Here is a 13,311-nt window from a genome sequence, read left to right on the forward strand (position 1 = left end):
TATCAAAGCAGGAAAATGTCTCTCGACTATTACCAGCAACAGGCCGACGGCTTCTTCCGTAACACCATAACGGTAGACATGACGCCGCTTTACGACCGTTTTCTACCGAGAGTGCCGGCCGGCGGCCATATTGTGGATGCCGGCTGCGGCTCGGGGCGAGACAGCCTGCATTTTTTCCGTCTGGGATACCAGGTAACCGCCTTCGACGCCAGCCCCGCGCTGGTGCAGCTGGCCCGCACCCATAGCGGTCTGCCGGTGGCACTGTGCCGCTTCGAAGACTTCAGCACGCCAGCCCCGGCAGACGCCATCTGGGCCTGTGCCTCTTTACTGCATGTGCCGCTGACCGAACTGGCCGCCGTAATGGCTCACCTGACCGCGCAATTGAAGCCCGGCGGCGTATTTTACTGCTCCTTCAAATACGGCCAGGGAGAAACCTGCCGCGAGGGCCGCCACTTCACCAACCTGGATGAAAACGGGTTGAAACAACTGCTGCGGGGCCTGCCGCTGCACATCGCCGAACAATGGCAAACCGGCGATCTGCGTCCCGACCGGGAACAGGAACGCTGGCTGAATGCCCTGCTGATAAAGGTGCCAGCATGACGGCCCCACAACTGATCGCCGGTGGCGGCCCCAACGATCCCGGCTTCAACCAGCCACTGCTCGGCCCCCTGCTGGACGCCATCAACGTCACCGGCAAGAGCAGCCGCATCGGCATCGCCGTGTCCTTTATTCGCCAGAGCGGACTGGCGCTACTGCAGGATGCGCTGTTCGAGGCTCTGGACAGAGGCGTACAACTCGACGTCATTACCTCCGATTACCTGGACGTGACCGAGCCGGTGGCCCTGCGCCGGCTGATGCTGTTGGCCGAACGGGGCGCCCGCGTCGGCATCTACGAGAGCGCCGACAACCCCGGCTTTCACCTAAAGTCCTACCTGTTTATTCAACAACACACGCGGAAACGGCTGACGGGGCTGGGCTTTGTCGGCTCCAGCAATATCTCCCGCGCCGCCCTCACCGACTCGCTGGAGTGGAACTGGTGTCTGCGGGTAGACGATGACGGCACCAGCCCCGCCGCTGCCAGTCTGCTGGCGTTACAGGAACAAATGCAGCAACTGGCGCAGGATGCGCGGGTAGTACCGCTCAGTCACGACTGGATAGACGATTACCTGATCCGCTACCAGCACAGTCCGCTCACCGGCCTGCGCGTCATTACCGGTGACAGCACGACCGATGCCGAGACCCTGCGCGAAACGCCCCTGCCCAATGCGGTACAAGAAGAAGCACTGGCGGCGCTGAAGGCCAGCCGCAGCCAGGGCTACAAACGGGGGCTGGTGGTCATGGCCACCGGCTTGGGCAAAACCTGGCTGGCCGCCTTCGACGCCCGCCAGCTCAAGGCAAAAAAGCTGCTGTTTGTGGCCCACCGCGACGAGATTATCCGCCAGGCTCAGGCCACCTTCATTCGCATGCAGCCCACAGCACACACCGGCCTGTATAACGGCCAGCAGCAGGATCAGGCCGACTGGCTGTTCGCCTCGGTACAAACCCTGGGCCGGGCCGTCCACCTACGCCGGTTTGCGCCGGATCACTTCGACTACATCATCGTGGACGAATTTCACCACAGTACATCGCCAACCTATCGCCGCTTGCTGGATCATTTTCGCCCCCGTTTCCTGCTGGGGCTGACGGCCACGCCAGACAGAACCGATCAAGCCGATATTCTGGCCCTGTGTGACGATAATCTGGTGTTCGAGCGGGGCCTGCGCGATGCCATTGTAGACAGCCATCTGGTGCCCTTCATCTATCAGGGCGTTTATGACGAATTCATCAACTACGACGAAATTCCCTGGCGCAACGGTCGCTTCGATCCCGAGGCGCTGGACGCCGCCTTCGCCAGTAAAAAGCGGGCCGGGCATGCCCTTGAACAGTGGCGCACCTTCGCCCAGAACCGCACCCTGGCCTTCTGCATTTCTATCCGCCACGCCGATTTCATGGCCCGGATATTTACCGATGCGGGCATTCGTGCCGCCGCCGTCTATGCCGGCTCAGCCATGCCGCGCAACCAGGCGCTGTCCGAGCTGGCTGGCGGCAAACTGCAGGTCATCTTCTCGGTGGATCTGTTCAACGAAGGCACTGATCTGCCCGCCATCGACACCCTGCTGATGCTGCGCCCCACCGAGTCGCGCATCGTCTTTTTGCAGCAACTGGGCCGAGGCCTGCGCCTGCATCCGGGCAAGCAACAGCTGATGGTGGTCGATCTGGTAGGCAACCATAAAGCCTGCCTGTTCAAGCCGGAGCTGTTGCAGGAGATAACCCGAATCGACGGCGGCAGTGGACAAACAACGCCGGCGCTGCCCGAAGGTTGCTTTATCAACCTTGAGCCCGAGCTGATCCCGCTGATGGACAAGCTGCGTTACGGCGGAAAAGTCAGAGTCGTTGATGACTACCGGCGGCTCAAAGAACAACTCGGTCACCGCCCTTCGGCGATACAGGCCTTTCAGGCCGGGCTGGACTTTGCCAAGCTGCGCAAGCAGCACGGCAGCTGGTTTGAACTGACCAACAGCGAAGGTGACTTATCCGCAGAAGGCGGCAAGATACTGGCAAAATTGCGGGACTTTCTGCTGACCGGCATAGAAGCCACCACGCTGACCAAAAGCTTCAAAATCGTACTGCTGCAGGCACTGCTGGAACTGGATGGCCTGCGTCAGCCGCCCACGCTGGTAGCACTGGCCGAACAGTCGCGCTATGTGCTGGAGCGCCACCCGGATCTGCTGCAGCTCGACCTGCCCGCCAGACAACAGGCCATGTCCGCCGACTCCACCGATTGGCTCGGCTACTGGAAGGGCAACCCGATCAAGTTCAGCACCGGCGGCAACCAGGGCTCGCAGGCCGACTACTGGTTCGAGATTAAAGACGACCGCTTCTGCCCCCGTTTTGAGTTGCCCATAGCTGAGCTGGATACCCTGCACCAGATGATGCAGGAACTGGTGGATTTGCGCTTGGCCGAATACCGCCGCCGCAAAGCTGAGGCCTTGGCCCGAATCAAGGCTCCTGCAACCGTTGCCCAAGCAGACGTTATCGAGCTGCCCTACTTCCCGAGCCTGAAAATTGCCTGTGGCCACTTTAAAACCGGCAGCGGTGAAAACGCCGAGCTGATGGCCATTGCGGATCACTACGGTCCATTCGACATCAAACGGCACTTTCTGGCCCGGGCCAGCGGACATTCCATGAACGGCGGCAAACAGCCAGTACAGGATGGCGATCTGTTATTGCTGGAATGGATAACGCCGCAAACCGCCGGCTCCATCAGCAACCAGACCCTGGCCATAGAACGGCAGGACGAGTCCGGCGACAACCAGTATCTGCTGCGAGTAGTGAAGAAAAACCCGGACGGCAGCTATCGACTGCACGCCACCAACCCGGATTATGAAGATCTGGCCGTCACCGATGAGATGAAACCTTTTGCACGGTTCAGGGGAGTGATTGCAGAGTAGAAATCGGTATCAGAATTTTTCATGGTAAAACATCATGCGTTTCTTATTTTTCAGAGGTTAGGATGAGATTGAAAGAAATACTGGAAACAGTCACTAATAGTTGGTCTTCAGCTATTCATGAACAATTCACTGATCATCCAGTCGCAAATTTGCTAAGACAAGAATTATTACGAGAAGTGAAAAAAGAAGTCTCTCTATTTGATCCAAGTTATGAAGTTAAATCAAGCGCTGGAGCAGGAAACTGGGCGAGTGTTCCATGGCTATCAATCTTAAACCCTAGAATAACCACCTCCACTCAATCAGGAGTTTATCCAGTTTACCTGTTCTGTGCTGATGGTTCAGGCCTATATTTATCTCTCGGGTTTGGCACCACAGAACTTAAAGAAAAATACGGAACTCAAGGTGCCAGAAAAGAATCAGCTCAACTAAGAGAAGAAATACGTAAATCTGTAACTAAACTGGACTCCTGGAATGAAACCATAAACTTAAATTCAAATACAAGTTTGGGGAAATCGTATGAGTGGGCTTCTGCCGGGGCAAAATTCTATCCAGCCAACTCCATTCCTGATGATAACATTTTACTTTCAGATCTTAATGAAATATTGAGCATTTACTCATCTTTAGAAGGGGTGAAAATGAATGAAAACACTAATAATGATAAAGAAGTGAGTCTGCAATCATTATCTAAGCCCTTACTCTTGCTCGCCGGCATTTCCGGCACAGGGAAATCCAGATTTATACGTAAGCAAGCTGAGAAGACTGGAAGCCTTAACGAAACATACTGTCTCGTATCCGTACGCCCTGACTGGCATGAACCGAGTGATTTACTGGGCTACATTTCCCGCTTGAATGGAGCTGCAGAATACGTCATTACCGATGTACTTCAATTTATCACTAAAGCATGGCGTGCCATTGTTGATGCTGGCATTAGCGTTGAAAGAAAATATATTGATAATCAAGGGGAAGCTTTCGCTGCATCTGGTGAGCATGAGCAACTACACAGCGTTTTACCTTATTGGCTGTGCCTTGATGAAATGAATCTAGCACCTGTTGAGCAATACTTTGCTGACTATTTATCTGTATTAGAAACTCGACAATGGTCATGGAATAAAAGTGAGTTCTGCTACCTTAGTGACCCCTTATTAAAAGCAACCACCATTAACCAGCTATCAGAACCTGACAAGTTACGTGAAGAATTAGGGTTAGCTGATGAGAAATATGATGTATTGTGGCAATTATTCTGCAAGCATGGTATCGGCATCCCCTTCAACCTGATTGTGGCGGGAACGGTAAATATGGATGAAACTACCCATGGTTTCTCGCGCAAGGTGATTGACCGCGCTCTAAGTTTCGATTTTGGCGACTTCTTCCCTAATGACTTTTCCGAGTATTTCAATCCTACCACCACAAACAAAGCTCTTACCTATCCCATTTGGTCGTTCGTAAACATCGAACAGCTACCAGATATTGATATTGATGGGAAAAAGAGCATAGCTTTTTTAAATTCGGTAAACGAGGTACTGGACAACACACCTTTTAAACTTGCGTTTCGATCTTTAAATGAGCTACTCCTTTCAGTAATCAGCCAGCAGCCACAATCGGATACTGAGCTGAAAGCCATTTGGGATGATTTCTTAATGTGTAAAGTGCTACCACGCATTGAAGGTGATAGCGATAAGCTTGCCCATAATGATATCGAAAAATCATTACTTATGGAATTACACAGCACCTTGGAGAATGAATTATCAGACATATGGCATGAACCAGAAAACTCAGACTCGGCTCGTCCAGATCTTTACAGAGAGAAAAATGATGGTAGTGTTATCACTATTCCATGCCGTAGTAAGAAAAAAATTACGTGGATGCAGAATCGACTCTCTAAATCAGGCTTTACCAGTTTTTGGCCATAACCCAAGAGGTGGAAAGGGATGCCAGACTTATTAAGAATACAAACAGAACATTTTGAACTTTCCGTTTGGTGTAACGATATCGTTAAACGCCAAAAAGTGCATACTGACACTATACGCAAGCGTGAGTCAAAATTGGACTCTGTTCAAAATAAAAATAAAATAGATGCTACTTCTGTGATGCGGTTTTCTCCAGCATTAACAGTGAAAGAAGCTGTCATACTGGATAATAAAATTATTGTGGACGGTTTAGATATTGAACTATTATCATTTATTGAACCACTTTTTTTTGAAAATGTGCAGTATCAGTTTGAATGGTTGTTTTTTGATAATATTGAGCAGGCATATCTTGCGCATAGAGTCAAAGCGGTTAACGATGGATTTCGTTTCTCCAAAGGAAAAGGTTCAATTCCAGCTCGTTTAACAGGCACAATCAATACAGGAAATGATGTTGGCTGGATGCGGCTTCCGCTCTGCTATCTGTTGGCTGGGAAGGAATATCGGTGCAACTTTACTTTTGAAGTACTGCCTACGAAAATGGATTTACATAGTGATTTGCCCGCTATGTATCAAGCTATAGATGAGACTTATCCCCTTTGGCGGTTTAGCTTTGCCGAAAAAACCGAACAAGATGTAGCCAAAGGCAAGCAGAAAGGTCATTTCCCACTCCTTTGGCTCGCCAATTTCGGCACGTTAAGGGAGCAGTTTGAAAAAGGACTTAAAGTAATTACGCAGGCACCTCATAGTCGCCTACAGACGAAGGTTTCATATACCAGAGCTATTCGTTTAAAAGGCCGGGTTTCACATCACCTTTCGTCCCGCGTTAAAGAAGACTTTTCCAATGGTATATTTGAAAAGCGCTACCGCATTGAAAAAAAACAACTTAGCGTAGACACCCCTGAGAATAGATTCATCAAGGCAGCTATATCAAAGTGTAAAAAACAATTAACTGAGTTTGATTGTAAGCTGCGTGAAAACAATAAAACCCCTGACAATCAGCGTCTATCCGACACCTTTCTCACGGAGATAAACAGCTGGCAAAAGCCATTGCATAAAATACTGAACCAAAGCTTTATGAAAGAAGTGGGACCATACAACGGCTTATCACATGAGTCTCTAGTACTACAGCAGAAAACAGGATACAGCACTGTATACCGTGTTTGGCAAGAACTGAAATTTTATCTCGACGTATTTTCAAGTCAGTCAAGCATCTCAATGAAATCCATTTCTGAAATTTATGAAGTGTGGTGTTTTTTGGAACTTCGTAAAATATTAATCAATGATTTAGGTTTCAAAGATAAAACATCTAAACGCAAATCATTAGTACTAAATGACTACTTGGAATATCAGTTGAAAGACGGTTTTGCAGGAGCATTTGAGTTTGAACGTGAAGATGGCTTTCGTGCTAAGCTTGCCCATGAACCCATCTTCGGAAAAAAAAGTAATGACATCCTATCCTATTTGGTAACTCAGAAGCCGGATATTGTTTTGGAGGTCCAGCTTCCCCAGCCGAGTGATAAACGTTTCGTATGGTTGTTTGATGCGAAATATCGTATAAAAACTCAAGCTAGCCGTTTTGAAGATGAAGATACCGACAATGCAGATTATGTACCTGATGATGCAATAAACCAAATGCATCGTTATCGAGATGCCTTGATCCGTATTTCACGAAATTCTTCGTCTAACATTGATAGTAAAAGCCGCCCCGTATTTGGCGCCTTTGCACTATACCCAGGATTTTTTGATCAGGAAAGTGACACCAACCCTTATAAAAATGCCATCTCGGAAATAGGCATAGGGGCTTTTGCTATGCTACCAAGTGGCAATGGTAAAACTAGCTGTTATTGGTTGAGAAACTTTTTAACGAGTCAGCTAGGTGTGATCTCTCAAAATGGGGTTATAAATTACAGCGCCCAGTCATTGAATGAAAACCTTTATGTTCAAGAGGCCGCTCGCATCCCTTACTATGGCATGAAACAATCTCTTTATAGTAACCTTATCATGACAATCGCATTAGGTGGAAAACGGAGTCGTAACGATGAGTACTTCTCTGGCTTTGACAATGGGACGGCTAAATGGTATCACCTTCCTAAGAAAACTTTCCTTAATGAATTCAAACTACACATTGCCAAGGAAATACAATTTCTAGCGTTAGCCTCCACATCTGATAGCGATTCAAAAAGTAAAAGTATTGATAAGATTTGGCCAATTAAAAATATGACATTGGTAGCGAGGGGAATTATTACCAAAGAGCAATCTGGGAAAACTTCAGATTCTGATGAACTGTACTACTTATTTGAACTTGGCAAACCTTTACTTCTCAAAGATACAATAAAAAATGTGCCCCACCGTCCAATTAGTAAATCAATGAAGCTGACAACACTTACATTATTAGAGTGTACTCACAACTTCAGCGACATTAAATCTGTCTATACAGAAGCGTTGACATGACTCTTAGAAATAAAAACTTACCTTCAGCAGAAGACAAAAAATGCTACTCCATCGTCCTGCATATCAGGGCTGACGCATCAGAGTTCACTATTTGAATATCCCCATAGATTTTTTACCACCTACTCACAATCGCGGTGATTTTTTTGCCTGCTTTCCAAGGTATTGAGGAAACTAAACATTTAAAAGTCGATCGGCATCACTTATCGGGCTTCTTTTTTATGCTTGCATGGCCGTTTATGTTTTAAAAAACTACAAACAACAAAAGGAGAGCACATGTTTGATTTAACGGATCAAATCGCATTGGTCACGGGCGGCGCCAAAGGGATTGGCAAGGGCATTGCTCGGGTGCTGGCCAGTGCGGGTGCCACCGTGATCATCGCCGATATAGACGAAGCCGTCGGCAAGGCCAGCGCCGAGGAGCTGAACGGGCATTATTTTTATCTGGATGTATCCAGCCATAAAAGCTGCAAGCAGCTAGTGTCGGCCGTGATCAGGGATTTTGAGCGGCTCGATATTCTGTGCTCCAACACCGGCATTTTTCCGCAGTGCGATCTGGTCACCATGACCGAGCAGCACTGGGACGAAATGCACGACATTAATCTGAAAGGCACCTTTTTTATGGTGCAGGCGGCGCTGGAAGTCATGCGACCACAGAGTTATGGCCGCATTGTGATCACTTCGTCCATCACTGGCCCGGTAACCGGCTTTCCCGGCTGGACTCACTATGCCGCCAGCAAGGCCGGCCAGCTTGGTTTTATGCGCAGCGCGGCACTGGAGTGCGCCCGCGATGGCATTACCATTAACGCCGTGATGCCCGGCAACATTCTTACCGAGGGCCTGCAAGCACAAGGAGAAGATTACCTGGAGCAGATGAAGGCGGCCATTCCCACCCGTAGCTTGGGCACGCCGGACGACATTGGGCACGCTGCCTGTTTTCTGGCATCAAAAGAGGCCCGCTATATTACCGGGCAAACCCTGATTGTGGATGGTGGCCAGGTGCTGCCCGAATCGCCGGAAGCACTGGCTGCGGTAAGATAAAACGCCCGGCCTGTGCCGGGCAGGCAAATATACTCATGGTTAAACGTTGCCGGCCAGGGTTGCAGGCCGGCACTTTCGGCGCGTTTTACCCGTTAACGGTTGTAGACTCGCAACAAACCGGATATACCCTAGCTGTTGATTGGTCTTGATTGGTGATCCTGTGAAGAAGCTGTTTTTGATTTGTGGCCTGGCCCTGTTACTGGCAACGGTGTTCAGTGTGGTCGTCCGCCCGGTTCCCATTGAGCAGAGGCTGATACAGATTCAGGCCGGCGATGTGTTGAAGGGATTTCCCGGCATTGAAGAAGAGCCGGTCAGGGTTCAGGCCGTACTGCTGGATCTTGCGGATAACCCGCTGCTGCTGGTGAAAGCGCAGGCGGCGTTTATTCGTTATCCGGCCATGGCCCGCAGTGTGTTTTCGCTCTACGGCAAGGAACCTGAATTTCAGGAGATTCTGCTGCGCTATGGCGAAACGGTTCTGCCACCTATCCATCACTTTATGACCCACCCCATCCACACCATTGAGCTGATCAACCAGGCGGACCAACGCTACCTGGCTATCAAGCAGTACTTTACCGGTATCCCGGACAGCGCCAGCACCGGAAGCCCAGGTCCAGGCCAGTATCAGGCGCTCTCCCCGGAAGAGCGTGGCTGGTATGCGGTCAACTTCATCAAGAGTGAAGGCCACGATTTTCTCGGCCAGTTTGTGGTGGACGCCCAGGGTGAAACCCGGTGGATCACTACCGAACGCATGCTGGAAGGTCTGAACCAGTTTTTTACCAGCGGCATCCGGCGCCTGGAAACCAAATACCGCGCCGGTGAAGAGCTCACAGCAGGGGATATCGGCTGGGCATCGGTCGATGTACTGGTGTTAACCAGTGCCGTAAAGGTGTTGCGTATGGGACGTGCTGCAGCGGTAACTACCAAGGCTGCCAGCCGAGGCACCCGCTCGGCGGCCCTGGCTGCCCGGGTCAGCCAGGGCGGACGTATGGTGCTGAGCAGTGCTCGATATGCAAAATGGCCCCTGGTGTTCGGTGCCGGCTACCTGGTGATGACCCACCCCAGTCTTGTCAGCGACTTGCTCGCGGGTGTCGCGGATGTGCTGGGCTACCCCGTGCTGGTCGTGCAGTTTGCAGGGTGGCTGTTGCTATTGATTCCGGTGCTTTACCTTGGCAGTTGGCTGCTCTGGCTTGTGGGTCCGCTACTCATGGGGTTGCTGCGACTGGCTTACTTCATGCTGACCAGGCTAAGTGGCAGGAAAGATCGAATTCCGGCTATGGAGAGCGTTGAGATAAGGCGGCGCGGTCAGTAAGCTGCGACTATCAACGAACCTGAAAAAAGCCGCCATCAATGATGGCGGCTTTTTTGTCAGCTAGATTCAGTGTTCTGCGTTCGCTTAATCGGTGCTGCGAACTGCCTGTGCCATACCGGGCTGGCGGGCGTCTCGCTTGAGCTTGAAGGAGGCGAAGATAAGTGCGCCCACCAAAAACAGGCCCAGGTAGCCGATCAGCGGGTAGAAGAAGGCGACCAGCTGGGTAAAGCCGGCAAAGCTGGCTACAAAGCCCACCGCCAGGGTGATAAGGGAGAAGCGGGTGGCGGCCGGGGTGCGCATTTCCACAAAACGGGCGACAAAGGCATAGAACATGCTGGCACCTGTACTGAAGATCATGCCAAACAGCACAAAGGCCATGCCTTTCGCCAGCCAGGGCGAGATGCCGTCGATGATTTTAAGCAGCGGCAGAGCATAGCCGGCAATGTTGTCGATTTGCGAGAACATGGCCAGGTGACTGATCATGATCAGCACGCCTACGCCCAGGCCGCCGAACAAGCCGCCCCATTTGGCGATGTTTTCGTTTTTCTCGGCGCCGCCCATTACCAGCGACATGGCGGCTCCCACGGCGATGTTGAACGACACATAGTTGACCGCAGACACCAGCCAGTGCGGTAAGGTGGACTCAACGCTTTCGGCAATGGGTGCCAGCTCGGCAAAGCTGCGGTCCATGGTGGCCAGGCTGTAGATGCAGATCAACACCAGCGCCAGCACCAGAAAGGGGGTAATGCTGCCGATAAGGGCCACCACACGCTGCACGTTCAGCATCAGGGTGGCGCCCATCATCAGGGTCATCAGCACGCTGCCCACAAAGGGTGCCAGGCCAAACTGCTGATTCAGGGTGGAGCCGGCGCCGGCGATCATCACCACGCCCACACCGAACAGGGTAAAGATGATCACGTAATCCACAATCACGCCGATGTAACGGCCGCTAATCTGATACACCACGGTTTTATGGGAACGGGTACGGGTGCGACTGCCCAGCAGGGTGAGCATCATGCCCAGATAGGCGAACAAGGCCGTGGCGACTACGGCGGCGGCGGTGCCCAGGTAACCGAAGCTGGTAAAGTACTGCAGCACTTCCTGACCGGAGGCGAATCCTGCCCCTACGATAATGCCAATGAATGCACTGGCTATTTTCAATATATTCCACATGTTCGCCTGATACTCCGTCAAATAACCCTGCAAATTGATTAAATAGGGCCTAGTTTCCAGAAGGTGCTGTTGTAGCGCCCGTAAAGCCAGAGAATGTAGCATAATCAAGGATGTAGCGTGATAGATTTGTTAAATAACACCACAATAAACATAATCCCCTGATAAACCATTAAATAACCTTACAGATGAACCAAAAAATACCGAATATACAAAAGGTACTGTTGCAGCATCCGTAAGGCCGGCGACCATAGCAAAGCCCGGTCGCCAGGCATATCAGACCTTGGTCGCGTGTGGTGAGCCGCCTCTGGCCTGATCCTGGGGCTACTCGGGTGGGATCAGCCGGGCATCGGTCAGGGTGCGGGGGCGATAATCGGGCACACTTTGCCAGCGGGCCCACACGGAGGGATCTATGGTCACGCCAACGGAAAGGTTGCCCTCTCCGTCCTGGTCCAGCCGCCGGTGCAGGCGGCCATCTCCGGCATGAAACCAGCGCCGATAGCGGCCATACCAGCCGCCCATGAAGTCGTTGAACGAATCGGTGGGCGCCGTTAGCCAGGCCTGAGCGTCCGGCATGATCGGCGTTAGCGCCAGCCCGGCTTCTATCGCCTTGCTCTGCATCCAGACCAGCGGCAGGTCGGCCAGCGGATCGCCGGGGTAACCGCCGCCCACATTGGCATGGGCGCCGATAAACCAGCGCTGCTCCACTTCTATCTGGCCGGTCTTCTTGTTGCCGTCTGCGCTGGTCCAGGGCACGGCGTCGTAGGCGGCCCTGTGTTCGTCCAGCGCCATGGCCTGATAGGCCCGCTGCACTATGTTCGACAGCCGGGTGTCGTGCCAGGAATAAGTGCCCCGCTCGGATATCATGGTGCCGGGAATGCCCAATGCCCCCACCGTGTCCCACACCCCGAGCAGGTGGATGTCTATCTCCCGGCTGTAACGGGCCCGAAACTGGCGGCACGGCTCTCCGTCCGGGGCCGCATCTTTGTTGCGATACAGCCGTTCGGCGGCGGCCAGGCTGGTCGGGGTAATCACATGCAGCAGGCCGCATTTGCGGATCATGCCCACCATGCTGCGGGCGGTGTAGGCACCGCGACTGAAGCCGAATACCCAGACTTGATCACCCGGTCGATAATGCCGAGCCAGCCAGTCGTAACCCTGGCGCAGGTTCTTGCTCAAGCCCATACCCAAAACGCCCCCGGCCAGACGAGACAGGGCGGCGGTGCCCACGCCGGCGTCGTAGAAAAAACGCTGGCGCCGCTCACCGTCGAAGGGGGCTATGCTGCGCGCCAGCTTCACCACATTGGTGTTATCCTGCGGGTCGTTCCAGGTGCCGTCGAACAGCACTATCAGGCGTTGCGGATGTTGAGGCATGGGCTTGCTCCCAAAAGGCGGCATGAGTATCTACAGCCTATGCCAGATTGGAGAAAACACAGTGTTGATCTGAAAGCCGTGAAGGGGAAAACATGGCGCCCTGCGCCAAGCACCCAGCGAGACAAATAACGGTGTGTTTTGGATACCGGGGCAAGCCCGGCATGACGGCATAAGTGCAAGGCGGTGTGTTTGTAGCCGGCGCTTTAGCTGCCGGTCCTGCGGAGCAGGATGATTTTTAAAACCCGCTGAGACGGGGACTCCGCGGGCAAAGCGGCAGACATAGAACGATTCTGCGCTGCTTTTGGCTTTGTCGTAATTACCCATAAACACCGTAAAGCCCCGTCATTCATGGCGGGGATATAAGGTGTGAACGGCGTAGCCGTTCCGTGGTTAATGGGGCGTTTGTTGTTGCTCTATGTACTGGCGGATGATCTCTATCGGAGCCCCACCGCAGCTTGACGCAAAGTAGGATGGCGACCACAACGCCCCCTTGTAGTAGAACTTGGCTGCTATATCTGGCCGCTCTTTTTTAAGTACCCGACTGGATGCCCCTTTCAAGCTGTTCACCAGC

9 protein-coding genes are annotated in these 13,311 nt (G+C 52.2%); 6 read left to right on the plus strand and 3 right to left on the minus strand.

The window, feature by feature from the left end; genetic code table 11:
• The first annotated feature begins 15 nt into the window (after positions 1-15).
• The 6 genes from UN63_RS13295 (at position 16) to UN63_RS13320 (ending at position 10,196) form a co-directional block, all read left to right on the plus strand.
• Positions 16-600 carry a class I SAM-dependent methyltransferase gene (locus UN63_RS13295; protein ID WP_104487317.1) on the plus strand — a complete coding sequence of 195 codons (585 nt, stop codon included), beginning with the start codon at positions 16-18 and terminating at the stop codon, positions 598-600.
• Positions 597-3,491 (plus strand): DEAD/DEAH box helicase family protein, encoded by a 2,895-nt coding sequence (locus tag UN63_RS13300; RefSeq protein WP_104487319.1) that lies wholly within the window; start codon positions 597-599, stop codon positions 3,489-3,491. Before UN63_RS13295 ends, UN63_RS13300 begins: the two co-directional genes overlap by 4 nt.
• Positions 3,492-3,559: 68 nt before the next feature.
• Entirely contained in the window at positions 3,560-5,401 is a 1,842-nt protein-coding gene (locus UN63_RS13305) for an MrcB family domain-containing protein (RefSeq protein WP_219821171.1), read from the plus strand.
• An 18-nt stretch (positions 5,402-5,419) separates the two neighbouring features.
• Positions 5,420-7,849: a restriction endonuclease-like protein gene (locus UN63_RS13310; protein WP_104487324.1), complete on the plus strand. Its 2,430-nt coding sequence runs from the start codon at positions 5,420-5,422 to the stop codon at positions 7,847-7,849.
• Positions 7,850-8,122: 273 nt separating this feature from the next.
• Positions 8,123-8,887 carry a 3-oxoacyl-ACP reductase FabG gene (gene fabG, locus UN63_RS13315; protein ID WP_104487326.1) on the plus strand — a complete coding sequence of 255 codons (765 nt, stop codon included), beginning with the start codon at positions 8,123-8,125 and terminating at the stop codon, positions 8,885-8,887.
• A gap of 160 nt (positions 8,888-9,047) precedes the next feature.
• Positions 9,048-10,196, plus strand: a complete 1,149-nt coding sequence (locus UN63_RS13320) for a hypothetical protein (RefSeq protein WP_104487328.1) — start codon at positions 9,048-9,050, stop codon at positions 10,194-10,196.
• An 84-nt stretch (positions 10,197-10,280) separates the two neighbouring features.
• On the opposite strand, the gene UN63_RS13325 is transcribed toward UN63_RS13320, so the two are convergent.
• From UN63_RS13325 to UN63_RS13335, 3 genes are all read right to left on the minus strand, one after another.
• The gene (locus UN63_RS13325) at positions 10,281-11,369 is read right to left on the minus strand and encodes a YkvI family membrane protein (protein WP_104487330.1); all 1,089 of its coding nucleotides are present in this window, start codon (positions 11,367-11,369) and stop codon (positions 10,281-10,283) included.
• A gap of 321 nt (positions 11,370-11,690) precedes the next feature.
• Positions 11,691-12,740, minus strand: a complete 1,050-nt coding sequence (locus UN63_RS13330) for a DUF2235 domain-containing protein (protein ID WP_219821172.1) — start codon at positions 12,738-12,740, stop codon at positions 11,691-11,693.
• Between the two features lie 390 nt (positions 12,741-13,130).
• On the minus strand, positions 13,131-13,311 hold a 181-nt coding region (locus tag UN63_RS13335; protein ID WP_146084751.1), incomplete at its 5' end, for a transposase.

The sequence above is a fragment of the Oceanisphaera arctica genome (assembly GCF_002936955.1).
Classification (GTDB): domain Bacteria; phylum Pseudomonadota; class Gammaproteobacteria; order Enterobacterales; family Aeromonadaceae; genus Oceanimonas; species Oceanimonas arctica.